Consider the following 22,892-nt stretch of genomic DNA (forward strand, 5'->3'; position numbering starts at 1 on the left):
GAACCAGCACATCTCCCCGCCATGCAACCACCGCCCATTCCCAGCAAGGACGCCGAGCACCTGCGCACGCTCGCGATCTGCCACTACGTCGTCTCTGGCCTGTCCCTCTTTGGCATCGCCTTCCTGCTGCTGCACTACGCGATCATGAACACCGTGTTCGCGAATCCCAAGATGTGGGAAAATGCCAAGGAGCCGCCGCCCTTCAATCCGGCCGAGTTCATGCACCTCATGCAGTGGTTCTATCTTTTCTTCGGTGTCATGATCGTGCTGGGTGGTGTGGCCACGCTGATGTCAGGGCGTTTCATTCACCGTCGTGTGAACCGCACCTTCTCGATCGTCGTCGCCGGCCTGAACTGCCTGTGCTTTCCCTTCGGCACCGTGCTCGGCGTCTTCACTCTCATCGTCCTGACCAAGGAATCTGTGATGCGGTTGTATGCGGAGGCGCAGAGCGGGTCGGCTGCTGCCGCTTGAAACTTTGAGCTTGGAACTTGAAACCAATTGGCCGAAAACCTCCCTCCCATCCCCAATCTTCTCACTCTCACTTTCGATTTATGTATTTCCTCGGCATCGACAGCGGCACGCAGAGCAGCAAGGCCATCGTCCTCGACCTCGACACGGGCAAAATCATTGCTTCGGGCCATAGCAGCTATGATTTGATTGAAGGACTGCCGCCGGGTCATCTCGAACAAGATCCGCAGTCATGGCTCGACGCCGTGGATGCCTGCGTGAGGCAGTGCCTGGAGCAGATCGGCAAGGACAAGGCAAAGATCGCCGGCATCGGCGTCAGCGGGCAGCAGCATGGCCTCGTGGCACTCGGTGCGGATGACAAGCCGGTGCGCGCGGCCAAACTGTGGTGCGACACCTCCACGCAGGCGCAGTGTGAGGAGATCGCGCATCATTTTGGCGGTCAGCCGGGCGTGATCGCGCTCGCGGGCAATGCCATGCTCCCGGGCTACACGATTCCGAAGCTGCTATGGCTGAAGCAGAACGAGCCGGAGAACTTCGCGAAGACGAAGACCATCCTGCTGCCGCACGATTACATCAACTTCTGGCTGAGTGGAGTGAAGCGCATGGAATACGGCGACGCCTCCGGCATGGGCATCCTCAATGTGAACACCCGCGAGTGGTGTTATGAAATCTGCGACTACATTGATCCGAGTGTGCGGACGATGCTGCCACCGCTCGGTTCCTCGAAGGCCGTGCATGGCACGCTCCGCAAGGAGCTGGCCGGCCAGTGGGGTCTCAGCTACGATGTGATCATCAGCGCCGGTGGTGGCGACAACATGATGGGCGCGATCGGCACCGGTAACATCAAGCCCGGCGTCGTCACCGCCAGCTTCGGCACCAGCGGCACGCTCTATGGCGTCGCCGCATCACCCGTCGTCGATGGGCAGGGCGAAGTCGCCGCGTTTTGCGACAGCACCGATCAGTGGCTGCCTCTCGTTTGCACGATGAATGTCACCGTCGTCACCGAACAGGTGCGCGAGATGTTCCGCTGGGATCTGCGGCAGCTAGAAGCCGCCGTGAAATCCGCGCCTGCCGGAGCTGACGGCGTGATGTTCCTGCCCTACCTCAATGGCGAACGCACGCCGAACCTGCCCAACGGCAGCGGCGTCATCCACGGCCTGCGCCCGACGAACATGGCTCCCGTGAACATCGCCCGCGCGGCCGTCGAAGGCGCCACGCTCGGTCTGGCCTATGGTTTGAAGCGTTTTCGTGACCTCGGCATGAATCCCACCGAGATCCGTCTCACCGGCGGCGGCAGCAAGAGCGCCGTATGGCGTCAGATCGCCGCCGACTGCTTCAACGCCGAGGTCGTCACGCTCAGCACCAGCGAAGGTGCCGCTCTCGGCGGAGCCATCCAGGCCGCGTATGCTCATGCAAACCAAGGCGGCAGCGAACGTGTCAGCTATGACAAGCTCTGCGCCAAACTCGTCACCCTCGATGAATCCACCCGCTGCAAACCCAACGCCGAAAACGCCGCGTTGTATGCCGTGCAGCTCGAAAAGCAGATGGAACTGACCGGACGCCTCAATCAGACCGGCTGGCTTTGACACTTCCTTGACCTCTTGACCAGTTTGACCCGCTTCCATGAAACCCACTCTTCGCACTCACCCAAACGCTGTTGTCATCGAACTGGAGGGCGACGCCGATCTCGCAACGGTGCCTGAGTTTCAGAAACTCGTGCGCGAGCAGATGAAGGCGAAGGCGAAGCGGCTGATCATCGACTTTGCGAAGGTCACGTTTGTGAACACTCCCGTTTGGGCCGTGGTGGTCGAGTATTTCCAGCATGCCAGCGGTGTGGGCAGCGAGTTTGCGCTCACCGGCATCCACGGACGTGTGGAGGCCTCGTTCAAGATCGTGCGCCTTGGTGATTTCATCACACACCTGCCCACAGTCGATGACGCGCTGAACGCCACCGATCTGACCAGCAAGCGTTAAGCCTTTCCCACCACCGCGCATGATCGAAGCATTCCGCCAATACTTCGCATTGTGCGGCAGCCTTCTCTACTGGCTCTTTGCGGCCCCGTTTCGCGGCAAACCGTGGCGTATCGGCCACACCTTCGCTCAAATCGTCCGCATCGGCGTGCATGCGGTGCCGATGTCGGCGCTCACGGCGCTGACCATCGGTGTCGTGCTGGCGATGCAGTCCGCCGCGCAACTCGCAAAGCTCGGCGCCACGGTTTATGTGCCGGGGCTGGTTTCATCCAGCCTCATCCGCGAACTCGCGCCGCTCGTCACGGCGGTGATCGTCATCGGCCGCAGCGGATCTTCCGTCACTGCCGAACTCGGCACCATGAAAGTGTCCGAGGAAATCGAGGCGCTCGAAGTCATGGCCATACCGCCGATGTCCTGGCTCATCGTGCCGCGCTTCCTCGCGATGGTGATCATGATGCCGCTGCTGACGGTGTTCAGCATTTACGTCGGCCTCGCCGGCGGCTGGTTGATCAGTCATTTCTCGCTGCACATGTCCACCGCCTTCTACGTGAGCCATGCGCTGCAATACGTGGAACTGCGGGATGTCGGCATCGGCCTGCTCAAAAGCGGCGTGTTTGGCGTGCTGGTCGTCACCATCGCCTGCAGCATCGGTTTGAACGTCTCCGGTGGTGCCGAAGGCGTGGGACTCGCCACCACACGTTCGGTCGTGGTCTCGCTGCTGAGCGTCTTCATCGCCAACGCCGTGCTCACCGCCTTGTTCTTCTTCTGATGCCGTCTTCCACACCAGCTTCCATCGTTGGCGAGCCGATCATCGAGGTCGATTCGCTGGTGCGGCATTTTGGCACGCAGAAGGTGCTCGATGGCGTGAGTTTCAAAGTGTATGCCGGTGACACCTTCGTCATCATGGGCGGCAGCGGTTGCGGCAAAAGCACGCTGCTGCGTCATCTCATCGGCACCGAGAAGCCCACCTCCGGCAGCATCAAGGTTTTCGGCCAGGAGATCACCACGATGCGCGCTGAGGCGCTGCAAAAACTGCGCGGGCGCTACGGCATGCTGTTTCAATCCGGCGCGTTGCTGCAATCCCTCACCGTCGCGGAAAATGTGGCGCTGCCGTTGATCGAGCACACCCAGCTCGATGCCGGATTGATCGACACCGTGGTCAAAATGAAGCTGGAGCAGGTCGGATTGACCGGTCACGGCCACAAAAAGCCCTCCGAGATCAGTGGTGGCATGAAAAAACGCGCCGCACTTGCCCGGGCGCTCGCCTTGGACCCGCCGCTCGTGTTCAGCGACGAACCGACCGCCGGACTCGACCCCATCATGACCGCTGTGGTCGATGAACTCACGCAGCGCCTCACGCAGAAGATCGGCGCCACGGTCGTCGTCGTCACTCATGACATGAACAGCGTCTTCCGCATCGGCACGCGCATCGTCATGCTCGGCACCGGCCCGAATCAGGGCCGCATCATCGCCGCAGGCACGCCGGCGGAGATCAAGGCGAGCCCCAATCCCGCCGTACAGCAGTTCATCAACGGCGATCCCGAAGGCGACGGCACCGACGACTCTGGCGAGCTGCTGTATCGCGAAATGCTCCTCGGAAAAAACTGACTTTCTCCACACCATGAAAAACAAGCACGACGCCACAGTGGCCACCCTGGTCATCCTTTGTTCCCTGGTGTTGCTCGGGGCTCTGATGTTCTCCATTTCCGGCGATCCATGGCGCAAGCCGCATATGCGCTTCTCCGTGGATTTCGAGGATGTGACCGGCCTGCACCGCAACTCGAACGTGCTCTACTCAGGCGCGAAAGTCGGCATCGTGGAGCGCATCGAGCACCTTACTCCCGCCGACCGTCTGGTTTCACATCGTCCTGTGCGCGTTCACATCGCCATCTTTGAAAAGACGCCGGTTCCTGCGCATGTGAACGTCTTGATCAGCGCCGAATCCATGCTCGGCGAAAAACACATCGGTCTAGTGCGCGAGGATGATGACGGCGGCCAGCTGGCTGATGGCGTGAAGCTCACCTCCTCCAGCCTCGGCAGCATGCTGGAAATGATGCTGCCTGGCGGCGATGTCATCATCGCCAACATCAAGTCGATCACCGCCGACATCAAAAAGATCACCGATCCGCTTGGCAAAGGCGATGCTTCCAAGAAAATCACCAACTCGCTCGCCAACATCGAGTCCTTCACGCAGGAGCTGAAAACCGTCTTTGCCGGTGACGGCAAAACACCCGGCTTCGGCCAGAAGCTCAACACCGTGGCCGACAAGCTCGAAGAAACCGCCAACGGCATCCAGGAACTCGTCAAAGGTCCGAAAGGCGCGGCGGACAAAGGTCTCGCGAACCGTGCGGATGCGATCCTCGCAAACCTGGAAGGTTTCTCGAAGGAGCTGAATCAAACCATCGCCGGAACTCCTGGCGGCAATCCCGGATTGAAGGTGCGCATCGAGGAAATCACCAGCGAGCTGCACAACTTGCTCGCTGGTGGTGAAAAGGCCTCGGGTCCCGGTTTGGAAAAGCATCTCGACACCACGATGCGGAAGATCAACACGCTGGTCGAGGAGATGAACGCCCTTGTCATCTGGGGCGAGTACATCACCGGAACGCTCGCCGAAAAGCCCAGCCGCCTGATCTTCGGCAGCAAGGAGAACGAAGTGCCCACCAAGGAGCAGATCATCGAGCACATGCGCCGCAGCCAGACTCCCTACCCCGTGCGTATCAAAGAACTCGAATCCGGCGCAAAGCCTGCTCCACCCACGGGCGGCATCCCCATGCCTCCTGAAAGCGCCAGCCCGGAGGAAAAGAAAAAAGGCATCCTCGAATTCTTCAAACGCCGTGAGTAACCCACAGCCCATCGCCTCACGCCAGAACGTGCTGATCGACGTGGCGCGCCGTTTGAGCAGCACACACGATCTCGTGGAGCTCGTGGACCACATCCTCAAACAGTCGCGTGAGGTCATGGACTGCGAGGTGTGCTCCATCCTTCTGCCGGACGGCCCGAACGAGGATCTGCTCATTCGCTCGACGCTTGATCCCATCAACACCATGGACGTCCGCGTGCCGAAAGGGAAGGGGATCGCCGGGGATGTCTATGCGACGAAAAAAATCGTCAACATCGAGGACGCGCTCAGCGATCCCCGGCATTTCCGCCCGTCTTCGGACAAATCCGACCTCGTCACACGGGCGATGCTCACCATCCCGCTGTTGGATGGTGATCACTGCCTTGGTGTGATGCAGGCCATCAATCCGAATCATGGCGCCGGCTTCAATGCGCAGGATGTCGAGATGTTTGAAACCTTTGGCAGCCTCATCGCCGTGACGTTGCTGCGGCTCGAATCACAGAAAAAGGCCATCCAGGAGGCCGAAAACCGTCAGCAGCTCTCGCTCGCGAAGGAGATCCAAAACTCCTTTCTGCCAGCACCACAGGTCCGCCTAGATCACATCGCCGTGGAGAGTTTTTATGAGCCGGCGAGCGAGGTCGGCGGCGATTTCTATTTCTGGCATGAGATTGACGATGGTAAAATCCTCCTCGGCGTTGGCGACGTGTGTGGCAAAGGATTAGCAGCCGCGCTCGACATGGCCCGCGGCACTACCCTGATCGCCTCCACCGCGCATCTGTGTGTCTCGATGAATCTAGCCGAGTGGATGACGACGCTGAACAAACGTCTGTGCGGCGTGATGAAGGCGGGTCGCTTCATCGCCATCAATGCCATGCTGGTCTGCCCGAAAACACGCCGCGTGCGGCTCTGCTGCGCCGGACTGCCAGGCGCACAGGTGCATGATGGCAAGGCGTGGAAGGAAGTTCCTGCTCCTGGCAACGCGCCGCTGGGCATCTCATGCGCCGCACGTTATGAGGAATACGCGCTGCCTTTGAGCACCGGCCGCCACTGGATGCTTTTCACCGATGGCATCCTCGAAGTGCAAAACAGCGCGGGCGAATATTTTGAAGACAAGGCATTCGCTGCCGCTTTGCAGCACACCAACGGCGGCGACGACTTCCTGAGCCACCTCGTCGAGCAATGGCGAACCTTTGCTCATGGCGCGAACTACCAGGACGATGCCACTGTTTTGACGATCACGGATCACTCCCCGCCGCCGCCATCCGAACTCGCTCTCTCCTGCCATCCCGACACCCTGCGCCTTGTACGCGAGTTCATCGAGGCCTGGGCCGCTTACCACGGCATCCGCGATGACCTCACCGGCCTCATTGTGCTCGGTTGCGATGAAGTGATGAGCAACATCTGCAAATACGCCTACTGCACCACCAGCAGCGAGCGCCCCGCCTGTTGCCGCATCGAATCAGACGCGGGTTCGATTCGCATCCTCATCGAGCACCACGGTGAAGGCATCACCAACGAGGACTTTCAAAAACTGGTCGCTCCGCCCTCCACCGGCCAGCGCATCGGCGGTCTCGGCCTGCACGTCATCAGCGAAATCTTCGACCGCGTCGATTTTCGGCGGGAAGCGGGCAAATCGGTCATCGAACTGATGAAATCGACCTCGGCAGCATCGCCGGGTTGATGTGCGGACGGATCGCGCCAAGGATGCACGCCACATGGCCAAAATCCGCATCAAGTCCGCCGGAAAAATCATCGCATGGATCATGCGCGGCATTGGCGTGACTTTGCGTTGGGAAATTCGCGATGATGCGGGTGTCTTCGATGCCTCACGTCGTGGCTGGATCTGGTCCTTTTGGCATAACCGCATGTTTCTCATCCCGTGGCTGCACCACAAGTGGTTCGCCCATGTCCCCGGCACCATTTTGACCAGCCCCAGCGGCGACGGGCAGATCATCGCCGACATCTGTGAGAGTTTTGGCATCGAAGCCGAGCGCGGATCGAGTTCCAAGCCTGAGAAAGGCATGAGCGCCCTCATCGCGCTGGCCAAGAAATCCAACGAAGGCTACGAGATCGGCATCACACCCGACGGTCCGCGTGGTCCGCTGCATCGCGTGCAGCCCGGCATCGTGAAGCTGGCGCAGCTCACCGGCGTGCCGATCATCCCCGTGCATCTGCATTACAGCCACTTCATTCAGTTCAAGACCTGGGATGAGTTCCTCCTGCCGCTGCCCTTTGCCAAGGTCACGCTGGTCTTCGACAAGCCGCACGCCGTTCCGCGCCGCATGACCGAGGAGGAATTCGAGCAGAAGCGGCTCGCATTGGAAGATGTGATGCGTTTTGGAACCACCCTTGAAAATCTTCAGCGTGCCCGTTAGCCTCGCGGCATGGAAACGCTCTCCGTCCGTTGCAACCACTGCGGTGCCCCGCTTCAGGTGGCCGAGGACACCCGCTTCGTCACCTGCCAGTTCTGCCAGAGCAGTCTGGAGGTGAAACGCACCGACTCTTCGGTCTTCACTGAAGAGGTCGCGAAGATCGCCGAGAACACCGGCAAGATGGCCGGGAGCCTCGAAGTCATCACTGTGCAGAATGAGATCGAGAAACTGGATCGCGAGATGGGGCTGGAGCAGGTGCCGACATCGAAAAAGGGCGGTGGTGGTCTTGCCGGAGGCATCGTCGGGGCCGCGTTTGGACTCTTCTTTGCCGTGGTCTGCTTCCTCATGGCCTCGGGATTCTCCTCCGCAGGTGCGGGCATGTTCACCATCGTGCCCGTGGGCATGGGCATCTTCGGCCTCGTGATGGCGGGTTCAGCGCTGATCGGCAGTGTGAATCACGAGGCACATCGCTCGAAGTATCAGGAACGCCGTGAGGAGTTGGAGCAAAAGCTTGAAGCGTTGAAGCAAAAATAATGCTGCTCGCCTTCTACAAGCCCTTCGACGTGCTCTCCCAGTTCACGCAGGAGCATCCCTCGCACCGCACGTTGGCTGAGTTCGACTTCCCGCCGCATGTGTATGCCATCGGCCGCCTGGATCGCGATTCTGAAGGCCTACTGCTGCTCAGCGACGAGGCGCACTGGAATGACCGCCTCCTCAATCCCCGCCACGCCCACCCGCGCACCTATCACGCGCAAGTGGATGGCGAGATCAGCGACGAAGCACTGCGCCAACTCCGTTCCGGCGTCGATTTGAAGGAGTTCCGCACGCTTCCCTGTAAAGCAACACGTATCGACACCGAACCCGCGCATCCGCCGCGCGATCCGCCCATCCGTTTCCGCAAAAACATCCCCACCTCCTGGCTCGAACTCACCCTCACCGAAGGTAAAAACCGCCAGGTTCGCCGCATGACCGCTGCCGTCGGCTTTCCCACGCTGCGCCTCGTCCGCGTGAGCATCGGCGGGCTGACACTGGCTGATTTGGGTCTCAAACCTGGTCAATGGCGGGAATTGAGCGTTCAGGAGCAGCGACAGCTTCACATCTGACCTCACCTGGGTGCCGAGGCTTTATCCTGCAAACTCTGTCTGCATCACTTCGCGAGCTTCCAGAAGCGTTTCTCGGCTTCGAGCAGCAGGGGCTCCGGGATTTTTTCCGCGATTTGAAAACCGGCGGCGGTCTGGCCGGTGAGGGCGAGCAGTCCAGCATAGACGGCGCGTTCACCGGGCTGAAAAATGGCTGGTTCCGTCACGCCGACGAGTGCCGCCCGCACGGCGGCCACATCCTGAAAGCGATGCGCAGCGAGGGCGGCGAGCAGTGCCCGCATGGAGGGCGAGCCGGCCTGCGCACCGGGTTTTAGCAGCGGTAAAATGGCTTCCATTTCCAACCCTAGCAAGAGACCGAGGTAGCTGACACGCTCGGCAAACACCGCGCTGGTGGGCCGCACCTCATGCAACCGGTGTGCGATGACGAGCATGCCGTGCGCATCCGCCTGCTGCCGGGCTATCACGAAGGCCTTTTCCAGCAGCGGCAGTTCCGTCCCCGTGCCGGAGACTGCGCAGAAAGCGTAGCACTCCAGCGCCAGATCCCACATGCCATGAATCTCCGCCACATGCGCTGCAGACATGATGACCTCACGGTTGGTGGTCTTCCTCGCCTGCGTGATGGCGGACTCGAGCTGGAGCCGTGCGTTTTTCAAGTCTGGCTGGAGGAAGCCATCCGCCCAGGCCAGCCACACGTTGATGCGCACTTTCGCTGCAGGCACACGCTCCTCCGTGAGCAGCCGGCGCAGTTCCTGCCACTTCTGCTGCTGCGCCAGTGACAGCGCCACGATGGGAAACAGATCCTGCGACTCCAACGCCAGGCGCAGCGGGCATATCTCCAGCAGGCGGCCATGCTCCGTCTCCGCAGCCAGCCAAAAGGCCGCTTGTGTGAGATCGCCGATCTTGCTGCCGCGATAGCGCGCCACTTCTGCATCCAGCATCGCCGCTCGACGCTCCGGTGCCTTGCGCAGGATGGCGGAGACGGTGGCGAGCCGTGTCGCCGGCCGGCAGAGCGCATGTGCCTCCGCCAGCAGCAGCAACCGCTCCGCCTGCGGCAAGGTGACGTACGGCTGGCTGGCGAGGTGCTGGATGGCACCGAGTGCCGCCGGCGTGTGCCCTTCCGCCATGTTCCAGAGGCGTTTGATGGCCGCAGACTGTACTTCATACGGCGTGTTCCAGGATTGTGAGATCGCCAGCGCCAGTGCCGCATCTGCATCGTCTGGCCGCATGGCATGGGCGCGGAGGGCTCTTTCATGGGCCGCCTTTTCATTTCCCTCATCGCGCAACAGCCGTGCCTCGATGAGCAGCGCGTCCGGCAGGCCTCGCTGCACCGGTTTGAGCGTCTCAAACTCCTTCCGCGCCTCCTCATGCCGCTGCGCCGCAATCAGGGCGCGGATGTGCATGAGCGCATCACCTTCTTCGGCATGGCCTGCCTGCTCGAGCTGCCGCAGCGTCTGCAACAGCAGATGCGGGTCGCTGTTGGTCTCATCGAGAAAGGTGGCCGTCATCCGCAGCACCTCCGCATGCGCCGGCAGGATGCCGCGTGCGTCTGCGAGTGCCGCCGCCGCCGGCACCCACGCGCTCAGAGTCATGGCGCTGCGAGCGTGCTCGAGATGATGCCGCACGCGCCACTCCGCCACCACCTGCCACAGCGGCCTGCTCCCGACGAATACCAGGAACAGCACAAATGCGACGAGTGAAAATCGTTTCAGGATGCCAAACCGGGGTCTGGAATGCGGCAAATCGGGCGTGCTCACGGCAGCTATGATTATGCAAAATCGCGTCCCGGATGTCAGCATCGACTTTGTCCTGGAACCTGAAATATCTCCAAAGGAACATCGACAACCACCAGGGTTTTTGATTTAAATGGAGGGAATTCACTCCCGGCAAGCCTATGAAACATCTCTTCCTCGTGTGCATGGCCGCGTTTTCCCTCGCCGCCGCAGGTTCTTTGTCCGCATCGACCATCCTGTTTGACCTCCAGGGCACCGGCGGTGTCGGGCTGCTCAACACCAGTGAGCCTGGCAGCCCGGCAGGCGGCACAGGCGGAGAAATCGGCGGGGGCATCAGCTATGATGACGTGACCAACCTGCTGACCATCAACGTTGGCTGGGGCAGCTCCCAAGGCTTCACGGACCTGTCCAGCTTGTCCAACAACTCCCATCTCCACGGACCGACTACTAACAACAATGGCAACGGCTTTACCGAGACTGCCGGGGTTCTGTTCAATCTGACTCGCTCCAGTAATGCAACCACCGGTGGCACGATCACCCAGACTCTCACGGCACTCTCTGGGGCGCAGGAGACGGACCTCTTGAACGGCAAGTATTACATCAACATCCATACGGTGAACAATGGCGGTGGCGAGTTGCGCGGCTTCCTCGTCCAGGCCGTGCCAGAACCCTCCCGCACCCTGCTCGGCATGCTGGGCGTCGGTTTGCTGATGTTCCGCCGCTCACGCAAGGCGTGAAGTTCACACCAGCTTTGCTGCGCAGCTCAGAGAGGCGTGCAGACCCGGTTCGCACCTGACGGCGGCTTGGGTGCCACGACTATCACAAAACAGGCGGATCGTTGGGCAATGCAGCGGGGAGAACATCAGGCTTGCGCCCACGGCCCGGCGTGCCATTTTCCGCGCCCTTTCCCCAACCCCAGCATGGCCCTCATCGTCCAGAAATACGGCGGCACCTCCGTCGGCAATCCCGAGCGCATTCGCAATTGCGCACGTCGCATCCTGGAAACGCAGCGCGCGGGCAATCAGGTCGTCGCTGTCGTCTCCGCCATGTCGGGCGTGACGGACAACCTCATTAAGCTGGCCCGGGAAGTCTCCCCCGAACGTGAACCGGTCGAGCGTGAGATGGATGTACTCCTCGCCACCGGCGAGCAGACCACCATTGCCCTCACCGCCATGGCCATCAATGCCCTCGGCGGCAAGGCGGTGTCCCTCACCGGCGCACAGGCTGGCATTTCCACCGACCGCGTCCATACGAAAGCCCGTATCGTCAACATCACGCCGGACGCGGTGAAGAAGATGCTCGATGAAGGCAACATCGTTATGCTCGCCGGTTTCCAGGGCGAGACCGCCAGCGGCGAAATCACCACGCTGGGCCGTGGCGGCAGTGATTTGACCGCCATCGCCATGGCCGCGGCCATCAAGGCCGACCTCTGCCAGATCTACACCGATGTCGATGGTGTCTATACATGCGATCCGCGCGTGGTGAAGACCGCGCAGAAGATCCCCGAGATCAGCTACGAGGAGATGCTCGAAATGGCCTCCTCCGGCTCCAAGGTGATGCAGAGCCGCAGTGTCGAGTTTGCCAACAAATTTGGTGTGCGCTTTGAAGTGCGCAACAGCATGAACCACAACCCTGGAACCATCGTGAAAGAAGAAACCCCCGGCATGGAATCGGTCGTCGTCCGCGGCGTGAGCCTCGAGCGCAACCAGGCCAAGGTCACCATCGACGACGTCGCCGACCGCCCCGGCATCAGCGCCGCCATCTTCGGAGCCATCGCCAGCGCGAACGTGATCATCGACATGATCGTGCAGAACGTCAGCTTCGATGGCATCACCGACATCTCCTTCACTCTCAGCGCAGCAGATCTTGCCAAGGCCGAAGCCGCCCTTAAGGCAGTGCTTCCCGGCCTCGGTGACAAGGCCCAGCTCCGTACCCAGAGCAGCATCGCCAAGCTCAGCGTCGTCGGCATCGGCATGCGCAGCCACAGCGGCGTCGCCGCCAAGATGTTCAAGGCCCTCGCGGATGCGAAGATCAACATTCAGATGATCTCCACCAGCGAGATCAAGACCGCCGTCATCGTGGACGAAATCGAAATCGAAAACGCCGCCCGCGTCGTGCATACGGCGTTTGGTTTGGACGCCTGATCAAGACCGGCAAAACAAAACCCCGGCCGCTCGTGAAAGCGGAACCGGGGTGATGAGGAAAACAGACGCGGCGGACTAGGCGCTGCGCTTCAGGTAGTACTGCTGATAGACGTTTTCATTGAGCTTCAGCTTGGCGCGCAGGCTGTCCACGGCGGCAGGCTCGCCAGTGAACTGGATGTTCACGAAGTGACCGGCCTCAACGTGGCGCGGGTTGAAGGGGAACTTGCGTTTGCCCATGTTGTCGATCTGCTCGAGCTTCAGGCCGGACTTTTCCATGTCCTTGCTGATGGTGCTGACGAGGGAGTCAACGGTTTCTTCTTTGCCTTTGGTGTCGAGCACGATGAGTGCCTCGTATTTGCGGTTCATAGGTGGTGCGGGTTGCGGGGTTTAAGATTCGGGTTGTCGGTTGAAGACATTCATGGCGCTGTCCAGGCCGCGTTCAACTGCGGATAGCACGGCATCAGCGGCTCGCTGGATGACGTTTTGCAGCTCGGGCTGCTCTTCAGCACGAAATTTGCCCAGCACATGGCCGACCATGCGTTCACCGGCAGGACGACCGTCGGCCGGGGCGATGCCGACCTTCAAGCGTGGAAAATCCTCGCTGCCGAGAGAGGAAATGAGGGAGCGGATGCCGTTGTGACCGGCCGCGGAGCCGCCGGTGCGGAAACGCATGCGGCCGAGGGGCAGATCGACATCGTCGTAAACAACGAGTGTTTGAGCGGGCGCGACCTTGTAGAAATGGCCGACAGCCTGGGCGGAACGGCCGCTTTCGTTCATGAACGTGAACGGCTTGAGCAAATGACCGCCGCTGAATTTCGCGACGAGCCCGGTCCAGCGCTTTTCCTCGCGGAAGGCGGCTCCCAAGCGTCGTGCGATTTCGTCCAGCACCATAAATCCGATGTTGTGGCGGGTGTCGCGGTAGGTTTCGCCAGGATTGCCGAGGCCGACAATGAGGCGCGGCGCATTTAGGCCGCTGCTGCTCGTTGGGTCCGCGCCGGAAGCCACATCGTGGGAAAGGTGCGGGGATTATTTCTTGGCGGCAGGCTTGGCAGCGGCGGCACCAGCGGCGGGCTTGGCGCCAGCGGCAGGAGCAGCGGCACCGGCGGCAGGAGCGGCGCCGGCTGCGGGGGCAGCACCAGCGGCAGGAGCAGCGGCGGCAACTGGCTCGGGCTCGACCTCCACCTTCGGCTCTTCGCACATGACGATGACGACATCAGCACCGAGACGGCAGGTGACGCCTTCTGGGAAGTTGATTTCGCGAATGTGGATGCCTTGGTCGATTTCGAGATTGGAAACGTCGATCTGGATGCTTTCCGGAAGATCCTTCGGCAGGCAGCGCACCTCGATCTCGTGATGGATGGCTTCGACAAGACCGCCATGCTTCTGGCCCTTGGCTTCGCCCACGATGACGACGGGGACGTTGGCGTGAATCTCTTCATCGGCAGCCACAGCGTGGAAATCGACATGCAGGATGCCACCACGCAGGTAGTCGTGCTGCACTTCCTGAACGAGGGCGAGCTGGTCTTCCGCAATGCCGGCGATCTTCAGGGAGACGAGGATGTTGTCCGAGGCGCTGCCTTCGAGCAGCTTCGAGAAGGTCTTGCCATGCACCTGGATGTTGGAGGGCTTCACCTTGCTGCCATAGAGAGCGGCGGGGATGTTGCCAGCTTTGCGCATGCGCTTTACAGCACCTGTTCCGGAAACGGTGCGTACTTCTGCTTGGAGATCGAGAATTTTGGCCATGGTCGGTGTTCCTCTTCGGAGGGATAAGATTTGGAAAAAGGGCGCGGAGAATACACGCCTACCCCCGTGTGTCAAACAGGGATGTCACGGACTCATTGCCGTGGATGCGGGCGATGGCCTGGGCCAGCAGGGGGGCGATGTCCAGCGCGGTGACTTTCTCCCCGGTCGCCTGGGGGGTGGAGTTCGTGGCCAGCAGCTCGACAATGGGTGATTTGGCGATCCGGGCGCGGCCTTTTTCACCCAGCACGGCGTGGGAGACGCCCGCGTAGATCGTTTTCGCTCCATGCTTCAGCAGCAGGTCGGCGGCGGCGGTGAGGGTTCCGGCGGTTTCGGTCAGGTCATCGACCAGCAGGACGTTTTTGCCCGCCACATCGCCGATGACGCTGTGAGCCTCGACCTCCTCGGCACTGACACGGTTTTTTGCGACGATGGCCATTGGTGCCTTGAGTGCTTTGGCAAAGGCGTGGGTCATCTTGATGCCACCCACATCGGGCGAAACGACCACGAGATCGCTGATCTCACGCTCACGGATCGTCTTCATCAAAATGGGCGCGGCATACAGATGATCCACCGGAATGTCGAAGAAGCCCTGAATCTGACCGGCATGCAGATCGACGGTGAGCACGCGGTTCACCCCCGCCGCCACCAGCAGGTTTGCCACGAGCTTCGCGGTGATAGGCACGCGCGGGCGGTCCTTGCGGTCCTGGCGGGCATAACCAAAAAATGGCAGCACGGCGGTGATGCGCGCGGCGCTGGCGCGGCGCACGGCATCCACCATGATGAGCAGCTCCATCAGGTTCTGATTGGTCGGCGGGCAGGTCGGCTGCACGATGAAAACATCACCACCGCGGATGTTCTCATGGATTTGCACAAAGGTCTCGCCGTCCGGGAAGGTGGTCAGCTCGGCCGCACACAGCTCCATATTCAGGTTTTCTGCAATCGCCTTCGACAGCGTTGGATGTGCGGAACCACTCAAGATTTTCAAACTTTCATTCATGCGGCGCGGAGTTAGTCGAGGCTGTCACAGAAATCAACCCATCGCGTGTTTCCGCGTCTCAATGCTTGTGCTTCTTGGCAACTTCTCGTAGGACTGGTGGAGTTTTTGCTGTTCCGTCCTGCGTTTTTGCCAATTCGCCATGAATGATCCATCGAACCCTCTGCCGCCACCGAAAACCACCGGTGGTGGCTGGCGCTGGGAACCGCCTGCGCCGGAGGAGTTGCAGCTCATGCTGCCTCAGTATGAGGTGCAGATGCTGATCGGCCGCGGCGGCATGGGTGCGGTGTACAAAGGCGTGCAGCTCAGTCTGGAGCGTCCGGTGGCGATCAAGCTGCTCCCACCGGCCATCGAGCAGCAGGACGTTGCTTTTGCCGAGCGCTTTAAAAACGAGGCGAAGCTCATGGGGAGGATGAATCACCCTGCCATCGTCAGTGTGTATGATTTCGGCCGCACCACCGACGGCCAGCTCTACTTCGTCATGGAGTTCGTCGATGGCACCGACGTGCAGCGCATGATCGCCCGCGAGGGGCGCCTGCCGCCGGAGCATGCGCTGGCCGTCACCGCCCATCTGTGCGACGCGCTCGGCTACGCGCACAAGCAGGGCATCGTGCATCGCGACATCAAGCCGTCCAATGTGCTCATCGACATGGAGGGTCGCGTCAAAGTCGCCGACTTCGGCCTGGCCAAGCTCACCAACAACGCGCTGAACTCCGGCCTCACGCAAACCGGCATGGCGATGGGCACGCCGGATTATGTGGCTCCCGAAACGCTCACGCTCGGTAGTGAAGTGGACGGACGTGCGGACATCTATGCCGTCGGGGTCATGCTGTATCAGATGCTCACCGGCGACATTCCGCGCGGCATGTTCAAAATGCCGTCGCAGAAGTTTCAGAGCATTGATCCACGCTTCGACGCCATCATCCGCCGCGCCTTGGAGCACGATCGTGAGGAGCGTTATCAAAGCAGTCACGAACTGCGCATGGCGCTGGATGTGATCCTGACCACGCCGCGTGCGGAACCTGGCCAGCAATCCAGCGCCGCGTTGCCCAAGCAGCAGATGCCGGCTCAGGCGCCCGGCCGCACGGTGGTGCCCTCGTCCCGCAATCCGGCTTCAGCGCCGCAACGTCGGCCTGCGCCGGAATTTGAGCCCCCGCTGCCAGTGTCATCACCGCAGCAGTCTTCGACCATGCCTTATGTCATCGCCGCAGTGGCGATGCTGGGTTTTGGCGGCTGGTTCATTCTGCAAAAAAACCAGCCGCAGGGGCAGGAGGTTGCTCCCGTCACGGCGGACACGGTCGCGGCGGGTAACAACCCTTTTGAGTCATCAGCCTCCACGACGAGTTCTGCTCCTTCCACCCCCACAACTCCCGAGCGTTTGCCGCCGCCCTCCATGTCACCACCAGCGGCGACTTCCAGCACCTCCACGACCACGCGTCCATCTTCCTCCAGCAGTGTCAGCACTCCGGCGCCCAAACCGTCAATGACGACGCCCAAAACGGCCACGCCAGCGGTTCCAGCCTCCAGTGGCATCTCCGACCGCCTCGCCGTGCTGGAGTCACAGTTTCAAACCGCCTTCGAGCGCGATGTGAACACGGTCTTTACCGATCAACTCGCCACGCTGGGCACAGGTTACGTGGCGGCGCTCGACCGTGCCATGCAGGATGCGAGCAAGGCTGGCAGGCTCGATGAGGCCATCGCCCTGCGTGAGGAGAAGCAGCGTTTCACCACGCACAAGTTAATGCCGTCCATCGACCCCTCCGGCCTGCACAGCTCGGTGGTAAAGCTCCGTACCACCTATCGCAGCGCGGAGAAAAACTACTCGGTTCAAAAAGACGCCTTGTCCCTGCCGCTCTACGACCGCTACATCGAGGTGCTCTCCGTTTTGGAAAAGGAACTCCTCGCCCAGGGCAAGAACGCCGATGCCTCCCGCGTCCGCATCAAGCGGGACGACGTCACCGCCCGCCGCAAGCAGCGCGCGGCCAAGGTCTCCTGATCACGCTCCAAGCTCATGCCCTGGTTCCACCTCATCATCGCCGGACTCCTCGAAGTCGCCTGGGCCATCGGTTTGAAGCAGACGGATGGCTGGACGCGCCTTTGGCCGAGTGTGATCACCGCGCTGCTCATGATCGCCAGCTTCTTCTTTCTCTCGCTCGCGCTGCGTTCGCTGCCCCTCGGCACGTCCTACGCCATCTGGACCGGCATCGGAGCCGTCGGCACCGCCTTGATCGGCATCTTCGTCTTTGACGAGCCCCGCACCGCCGCCCGCATCGTTTGTATCGTCCTGATCGTCGCCGGAATCGTAGGTTTGAAGCTCGCCAGCACCCCGCAGGCATGATTCGGTCATTCTGCATTCGTCATTCATCATTTCCCTCCCCTGTTTGACAAGCCGCCCCCCAACCTCTTCATTCCACGCCCATGACATCCGATTTCCCCACCTCCATCGCCCCGCACGCCAGCTACATGGTCCCCACCGTCATCGAGTCCGAAGGACGCGGAGAGCGTGCGTATGACATCTACTCCCGCCTGCTCAAGGACCGCATCATCTTCCTCGGTGGCGAGATCAATGACACGATGGCCTCCATCATCATCGCCCAGCTTCTCTTCCTCCAGATGCAGGATCCGAAGAAGGACATCAACATCTACGTCAACAGCCCCGGCGGCAGCGTCACCGCCGGTCTCGCCATCTACGACACCATGCAGTTCCTCACCTGCGATGTCTGCACCTACAGCATCGGCCTCGTCGCCTCCATGGGAGCCGTTTTGCTCGCCGCAGGCACCAAAGGCAAGCGCTACGCCCTGCCCAACAGCGACATCATGATCCATCAGGTCTCCGGTGGCGCCCGCGGCACCGCCAGCGATGTCGAGCGCACCGTCGAATACATGTTCAACCTCAAGAAGCGCCTCAACCGCATCCTCGCTTTCCACACCGGAAAATCCGTCGAGCAGATCGAGCGCGACGCCGACCGCGACAACTACATGTCCGCCGCCCAGGCCGCCGAATACGGCCTCGTGGACAAAGTCCTCACCAGCAGCCGCGACATCGCCGCCCTGGCCGCCGGCGAAGCGAAGTGAGGAGCAGGTCAAGACTACGTCGTCAAGAAGGTCAAGAGTTGTCAAGGCGGTGCCCGTCACAACTCTTGACCACCACTTGACCTTCTTGACTACTCCTTGACCTTGCCCGTCATGAAACTCGGCTTCGTCACCGCCATCCTCCCCGAACTTTCGTTCGACAACGTCCTCAACTTCGCCCGCCACGAAGGCTTCTCCACCGTCGAGGTCATGTGCTGGCCCCTCGGCAAGGCCGAGCGCAAATACGCCGGTGTCACGCACATCGACGTCACCTCACTGTCGAAAACCAAGGCTCAGAACATCCTCGGCCAGTGCCAGGATCAAGGTGTCAGCATCAGCGCCCTCGGCTACTACCCGAACATGCTCGATCCCGACGCCGAAACCTCCCGCGTCGCCGTCGCCCACTTCAAAAAAGTCATCGCCGCCGCTCCCAAGCTCAGCCTCAAAAACGTCAACGGCTTCGTCGGTCGCGACTGGACCCAGACCGTCGATGAAAACTGGCCGCGCTTCCTCAAAATCTGGAAACCCATCATCCAGCACGCCGAAGACCACGGCGTGATGATCGGCATCGAAAACTGCCCCATGTCCTTCACCCGCGACGAATGGCCCGGAGGCAAAAACCTCCTCACCACGCCACAAATCTGGCGCCGAGCCTTCAACGACATCGATTCACCCAACTTCGGCCTCAACTACGACCCCAGCCACTTCATCCTCCAAGGCATGGACCCGCTCAGCCCGCTCGCCGAGTTCAAATCCAAGCTCTTCCACCTCCACGCCAAGGATGTGAAGATCAACCACGCCGCCCTCAACGAAGTCGGCCGCTTCGACTTCCCCCTCAAGTGGCACCAGCCCAGAATCCCCGGCTACGGCGACATCAACTGGCCCCAGTTCATGGCCGAACTCATGCGCATCGGCTACGACGGCCCCCTCTGCATCGAAGTCGAAGACGACACCTTCGGCAAAACCCTCGAAGGCCGCATGAAAGCTCTCAAAGTCGCAAGAAACGTGCTTGCTCCGTTCTTTGGTTAAGTTTTAACAACGGTAACAAGTTTATGAACGATCCTAAACAGAACATGGCGGCTATCCTTCGCCACATAAAGGATGCCGAGAAGGAGCTTTCGGCTGCATTGGCGCTCTTTGAGAAGTTTTCAAAGAAAGGCAGCAAAAATGGTGCCCGACGTATGGACGCGTTAATTAAGGCCAGAATGACGATTGCAGTTGTCCGCTCTCATCTACCTCAAGATTGGCAAGAGTCCGGCTGGTTCGATGACGCAGAGCATTTAGATTTCCTCAATGCTCTAGTGAAAGAGATGAATCCAGAACGTGGCGATCGCTCATAAGGCACTCATTAATCGCGCATAATCTTCGCCCCATCGCCGCGTCTGAAACGCATCTGCATTTTTTCTGCCCCGTTTTGTATTAGCAGCAAATTCAACTGATCCTCAAAAAGCCCGTCGAAAATTTCATTTCGTAGCGAAGCGCCTTTCAAACCTCCCGGAAGCGCGATTTCGAAAAACACCGTCACCGCCGGATCACCGCTCTTCGCACTCTCGGCATCCAACTCACGCCCCACCCACTCGATCTTGGCCACTTTACCTACTGCATCCGTCACCACGAAGGTTTTGGCGAGGTAGGCCTGGATTTGAGCGTCGATTTCGGCGACGGGCGTTTTGTCGAGGCGCATCTCGCGCTCGCTCTGGCGGATGAGGGCGAGTTCGAGGTCGTTGACGAAGACGGTGAGGCTGACTTCGAGCCTTTTCGTCGTCGGATTGTATTCCGCCTCGGCAGTGGATTGATGGAGCGAGTGCGCGTGAAGACTGGTGACGAATGCGAACAGCAAGACGGCCCAGGAGCGCGGACTTTTAGTCCGCAGCATGCAAAGGGCTGTTTTTCGGTCTGCCATGGGTTGGGGGATTGCGGGAGCGCTGCGGGCTCGGAGGCCCGCGCTCCGGTTACTTCTTCGGCTCGACCTTCTTCTCGTCGTCTTTCTTCTCCGGCTTTGTCAGCTCACGCATCGGATTCGGGGCCTTGTCCTCCTTGAAGAGCTGGAATTTGCTTTTCACGGGGCGGCGGGGCCAGAAGTTGTTTTCCACATCGGTGTCCACGAGTTCCTGGCGCGGGTCGAAGGTGACGGATTTCAGCTCCTTCTTCGTGAAGAGCAGCTTGGAGGACTTGTCCGTGTTAAAGCGCCAGATTTCGGCGGGCAGCTTGATTTCCTCGGTGCTGCCGTCGGTGTATTCGACCTTCAGAATCACCGGTGTGACGATCCCGCCAACGTTACGCAGCTTGATGGCGTAAAAGTTATGCTTCGTTTGCAGCAGCTTCGGATCGATCTCCTCCTCGTTGAGATCTTTGATGAGCGTCTCGAACTTCTTCTTCTCGCTCGGCAGCACGGTGGTCTTGTCGAAGCTGTCGTAGAAGTCCTTCAGCTCGGGATAACGATCCACGCGCTTCGAGAGCGGGTAGTTGCGTTCGCGCGTGGTGGTTTTCGGCAGTTCGTCCTCCTCCTGCTTCTTTTTCTTCTTCTCGATGGCGGGATCGCGTGTGTCGAGCTGCAGCCACTTCACTTCATCGACGGCCACATCGACGTGATCGACGCTGTAAAACCAGCCGCGCCAGAACCAGTCGAGATCGACACCGCTGGCATCCTCCAGCGTGCGGAAGAAATCGCTCGGCGTGGGCCGCTTGAACATCCAGCGCTTCGCATAGGTTTTGAACGCGTGATCGAAGGCCTCGCGGCCCAGAATGTGCTCGCGCAGGATGTTCAGGGCCACGGTGGGCTGGCCGTAGGCGTTCGGGCCGAGATCGGCGATGGACTCCGAGTTCGTCATCACTGGCACACGGTCCGTCGTGCGCATGTAATCGACCATGCCACGCTCATTGCGGCGATGCTTCCAGTCGTTCTCCCATTCCTCCTCCGTGAGGTATTCCACGAACGAATTCAGCCCCTCGTCCATCCACGTCCACTGCCGCTCGTCGCTGTTCACGATCATCGGGAAGTAATTGTGCCCCACCTCATGAATCACGACACCGATGAGCGCATACTTCGTTTTCTCCGGATAGGTGCCGTCTTTCTCAGGTCGTGGCCCATTGAAGCAGATCATCGGGTATTCCATGCCGCCCACGGGTCCATTCACCGACCACGCGACGGGATACGGATACGCGAAGGTGTAGCGCGAATAGACCTGGATCGTGTGTGCGATGGCATGCGTCGAATACTTGTCCCACAGCGGCATGCCTTCCTTCGGGTAAAGCGACATCGCCATCACCGGCTTGCCATTCACACTCGCGCCTTCTACGGCCATCGCATCCCACGCGAATTTGCGCGACGAGGCGAAGGCAAAGTCACGCACGTTGTCCGCCTTGAACACCCAGGTCTTCTTGCCCTTAGGCTTGCTTTTCTCAGCCGCCTTCGCTTCCTCCGGCGTGACGATGAACATTGGCTTCTTCGTCTCACCCTGCGCCTGCTTGAGCCGCTCACGCTGTGTTTCAGTCAAAACACCTTCCGCATTCTGCAAAGCGCCCGTCGCCGCCACGAGATGATCGTCCGGCACGGTGAGGCGCACGGTGTAGTCGCCAAATTCGAGCGTGAACTCGCCCGTGCCCAGGAACTGCTTGTTGATCCAGCCCGCGTAGTCCGTGTAGGCCGCCATGCGCGGGAACCACTGCGCGATGGTGTAGATGCAGTTGCCGTCCTCTTTGAAGAACTCGTAGCCCGTGCGCGCGTTGATGTGCTTGCAGTCATTGATCGGATAACTCCACGCGATCTTGAACACAAAATCCGCCCCTGCCGCCAGTGACTGAGGCAGATCAAGCCGCAGCATCGTTTTCACAATCGAATGCGGCAACGCCGCGCCCTGCGCATCGGTGAGTTTGCTGATTTTCATCTCGCCATCGTAGGTCTCATAAGTCAGCAGGCGGTCGAGCGCCGAGTAGGTGATCTTTGATGGATCAATCCCACGCTTCGTGTTCGGCGCGGCCCGCGAGTCCGCGTTATGAGATAGATAATTTTGATCAAGCTGCACCCACAGATACTCCAGCGCGTCCGGCGACGCGTTATGATACGTCACCGTCGCCTCGGCGGTGATCGTGCGCTTCACATCATCCAGCTCCACGTTGATGTCATAGTCTGCCCTGTTCTGCCAATATCCCGTCCCCGGCGCTCCCGAAGCGTTCCGCTGCGCCGAAGGCGTTGGAATCGAGGGATCAAGCTGCTGAAACTTGCCGACGGGAGCACCCGATTCGGCGGCGGTGAGCAGGATAGGGGAAAGCAGGAACAAAAAGCGCTTCATGGCCGGTGATTCTCCAAAACGTGGTGCGGAAGGCAAGTGTTCCGTTGGACGCGGCAGCGTTTTGGAGTGCTCCAGCCCTCTGGAGCTTTTCGACAGCCCAGCGCCATGCGAAAGCGCCGGAGGGCCGGCGCACTCCAGGACGCTTGCGCGGAATTGAATGCTCTTGC

The 22,892-nt window shown here is 60.5% G+C and carries 24 protein-coding genes; 17 read left to right on the forward strand and 7 right to left on the reverse strand.

Annotated features, from left to right (window positions below; translation table 11 throughout):
• Positions 1 to 21: 21 nt before the first annotated feature.
• The 10 genes from U1A53_RS10130 to U1A53_RS10175 all read left to right on the forward strand — a co-directional run bounded on the left by U1A53_RS10130 (position 22) and on the right by U1A53_RS10175 (position 8,753).
• Complete coding sequence (locus U1A53_RS10130; RefSeq protein WP_322280571.1) at positions 22 to 471, forward strand: hypothetical protein; 450 nt, start codon at positions 22 to 24, stop codon at positions 469 to 471.
• Positions 472 to 551: 80 nt separating this feature from the next.
• Complete coding sequence (gene xylB / locus U1A53_RS10135) at positions 552 to 2,054, forward strand: xylulokinase (RefSeq protein WP_322280572.1); 1,503 nt, start codon at positions 552 to 554, stop codon at positions 2,052 to 2,054.
• Positions 2,055 to 2,091: 37 nt separating this feature from the next.
• Complete coding sequence (locus tag U1A53_RS10140) at positions 2,092 to 2,442, forward strand: STAS domain-containing protein (RefSeq protein ID WP_322280573.1); 351 nt, start codon at positions 2,092 to 2,094, stop codon at positions 2,440 to 2,442.
• 19 nt (positions 2,443 to 2,461) lie between these two features.
• Positions 2,462 to 3,208, forward strand: coding sequence for an ABC transporter permease (locus U1A53_RS10145; protein ID WP_322280574.1), 747 nt, complete (start codon positions 2,462 to 2,464; stop codon positions 3,206 to 3,208).
• Positions 3,208 to 4,047, forward strand: coding sequence for an ATP-binding cassette domain-containing protein (locus tag U1A53_RS10150; protein WP_322280576.1), 840 nt, complete (start codon positions 3,208 to 3,210; stop codon positions 4,045 to 4,047). Before U1A53_RS10145 ends, U1A53_RS10150 begins: the two co-directional genes overlap by 1 nt.
• Before the next feature lie 13 nt (positions 4,048 to 4,060).
• Positions 4,061 to 5,281 (forward strand): MlaD family protein, encoded by a 1,221-nt coding sequence (locus U1A53_RS10155; protein WP_322280578.1) that lies wholly within the window; start codon positions 4,061 to 4,063, stop codon positions 5,279 to 5,281.
• Entirely contained in the window at positions 5,274 to 6,959 is a 1,686-nt protein-coding gene (locus tag U1A53_RS10160) for a SpoIIE family protein phosphatase (protein ID WP_322280580.1), read from the forward strand. The genes U1A53_RS10155 and U1A53_RS10160 overlap by 8 nt, the downstream gene beginning before the upstream one ends.
• A 34-nt stretch (positions 6,960 to 6,993) precedes the next feature.
• Positions 6,994 to 7,653: a lysophospholipid acyltransferase family protein gene (locus tag U1A53_RS10165; protein ID WP_322280581.1), complete on the forward strand. Its 660-nt coding sequence runs from the start codon at positions 6,994 to 6,996 to the stop codon at positions 7,651 to 7,653.
• A gap of 9 nt (positions 7,654 to 7,662) precedes the next feature.
• On the forward strand, positions 7,663 to 8,184 hold the full coding sequence (locus tag U1A53_RS10170; RefSeq protein ID WP_322280582.1) for a hypothetical protein: 522 nt from the start codon (positions 7,663 to 7,665) through the stop codon (positions 8,182 to 8,184).
• Positions 8,184 to 8,753, forward strand: a complete 570-nt coding sequence (locus U1A53_RS10175) for a pseudouridine synthase (RefSeq protein WP_322280584.1) — start codon at positions 8,184 to 8,186, stop codon at positions 8,751 to 8,753. Before U1A53_RS10170 ends, U1A53_RS10175 begins: the two co-directional genes overlap by 1 nt.
• Positions 8,754 to 8,797: 44 nt before the next feature.
• Here the strand turns inward: U1A53_RS10175 and U1A53_RS10180 are convergent, their stop codons facing one another.
• Positions 8,798 to 10,504 (reverse strand): hypothetical protein, encoded by a 1,707-nt coding sequence (locus tag U1A53_RS10180; RefSeq protein WP_322280586.1) that lies wholly within the window; start codon positions 10,502 to 10,504, stop codon positions 8,798 to 8,800.
• Positions 10,505 to 10,641: 137 nt separating this feature from the next.
• On the opposite strand from U1A53_RS10180, the gene U1A53_RS10185 reads away from it, so the two are divergent.
• Both U1A53_RS10185 and U1A53_RS10190 read left to right on the forward strand, forming a co-directional pair.
• Positions 10,642 to 11,217, forward strand: a complete 576-nt coding sequence (locus tag U1A53_RS10185; protein ID WP_322280588.1) for a CHRD domain-containing protein — start codon at positions 10,642 to 10,644, stop codon at positions 11,215 to 11,217.
• A gap of 183 nt (positions 11,218 to 11,400) precedes the next feature.
• Positions 11,401 to 12,624: an aspartate kinase gene (locus U1A53_RS10190; protein WP_322280590.1), complete on the forward strand. Its 1,224-nt coding sequence runs from the start codon at positions 11,401 to 11,403 to the stop codon at positions 12,622 to 12,624.
• Between the two features lie 75 nt (positions 12,625 to 12,699).
• On the opposite strand, the gene rpsF is transcribed toward U1A53_RS10190, so the two are convergent.
• The 4 genes from rpsF to U1A53_RS10210 are packed head-to-tail and all read right to left on the reverse strand — an operon-like array spanning position 12,700 to position 15,364.
• Positions 12,700 to 12,990: a 30S ribosomal protein S6 gene (gene rpsF, locus U1A53_RS10195; protein WP_322280592.1), complete on the reverse strand. Its 291-nt coding sequence runs from the start codon at positions 12,988 to 12,990 to the stop codon at positions 12,700 to 12,702.
• 21 nt (positions 12,991 to 13,011) lie between these two features.
• The gene (pth, locus tag U1A53_RS10200) at positions 13,012 to 13,629 is read right to left on the reverse strand and encodes an aminoacyl-tRNA hydrolase (RefSeq protein WP_322280593.1); all 618 of its coding nucleotides are present in this window, start codon (positions 13,627 to 13,629) and stop codon (positions 13,012 to 13,014) included.
• A gap of 21 nt (positions 13,630 to 13,650) precedes the next feature.
• Entirely contained in the window at positions 13,651 to 14,367 is a 717-nt protein-coding gene (locus U1A53_RS10205; protein WP_322280595.1) for a 50S ribosomal protein L25, read from the reverse strand.
• A gap of 58 nt (positions 14,368 to 14,425) precedes the next feature.
• Entirely contained in the window at positions 14,426 to 15,364 is a 939-nt protein-coding gene (locus U1A53_RS10210; protein ID WP_322280596.1) for a ribose-phosphate pyrophosphokinase, read from the reverse strand.
• A 139-nt stretch (positions 15,365 to 15,503) separates the two neighbouring features.
• Between U1A53_RS10210 and U1A53_RS10215 the strand changes: the two genes are divergently transcribed.
• The 5 genes from U1A53_RS10215 (at position 15,504) to U1A53_RS10235 (ending at position 19,773) form a co-directional block, all read left to right on the forward strand.
• Complete coding sequence (locus tag U1A53_RS10215; RefSeq protein WP_322280598.1) at positions 15,504 to 17,357, forward strand: protein kinase; 1,854 nt, start codon at positions 15,504 to 15,506, stop codon at positions 17,355 to 17,357.
• 15 nt (positions 17,358 to 17,372) lie between these two features.
• Entirely contained in the window at positions 17,373 to 17,699 is a 327-nt protein-coding gene (sugE, locus tag U1A53_RS10220) for a quaternary ammonium compound efflux SMR transporter SugE (RefSeq protein ID WP_322280600.1), read from the forward strand.
• Between the two features lie 80 nt (positions 17,700 to 17,779).
• Positions 17,780 to 18,436, forward strand: a complete 657-nt coding sequence (locus U1A53_RS10225; RefSeq protein ID WP_322280602.1) for an ATP-dependent Clp protease proteolytic subunit — start codon at positions 17,780 to 17,782, stop codon at positions 18,434 to 18,436.
• A gap of 111 nt (positions 18,437 to 18,547) precedes the next feature.
• On the forward strand, positions 18,548 to 19,462 hold the full coding sequence (locus U1A53_RS10230; RefSeq protein WP_322280604.1) for a sugar phosphate isomerase/epimerase family protein: 915 nt from the start codon (positions 18,548 to 18,550) through the stop codon (positions 19,460 to 19,462).
• 23 nt (positions 19,463 to 19,485) lie between these two features.
• On the forward strand, positions 19,486 to 19,773 hold the full coding sequence (locus U1A53_RS10235; RefSeq protein ID WP_322280606.1) for a hypothetical protein: 288 nt from the start codon (positions 19,486 to 19,488) through the stop codon (positions 19,771 to 19,773).
• Between the two features lie 8 nt (positions 19,774 to 19,781).
• Here U1A53_RS10235 and U1A53_RS10240 read toward each other — a convergent pair whose 3' ends face one another.
• Both U1A53_RS10240 and U1A53_RS10245 read right to left on the reverse strand, forming a co-directional pair.
• The gene (locus U1A53_RS10240; protein ID WP_322280608.1) at positions 19,782 to 20,336 is read right to left on the reverse strand and encodes a DUF6702 family protein; all 555 of its coding nucleotides are present in this window, start codon (positions 20,334 to 20,336) and stop codon (positions 19,782 to 19,784) included.
• A gap of 49 nt (positions 20,337 to 20,385) precedes the next feature.
• Positions 20,386 to 22,725: a M1 family metallopeptidase gene (locus U1A53_RS10245; protein WP_322280610.1), complete on the reverse strand. Its 2,340-nt coding sequence runs from the start codon at positions 22,723 to 22,725 to the stop codon at positions 20,386 to 20,388.
• Positions 22,726 to 22,892 lie beyond the last annotated feature (167 nt).

It is taken from the genome of Prosthecobacter sp., assembly GCF_034366625.1.
Taxonomy (GTDB): domain Bacteria; phylum Verrucomicrobiota; class Verrucomicrobiia; order Verrucomicrobiales; family Verrucomicrobiaceae; genus Prosthecobacter.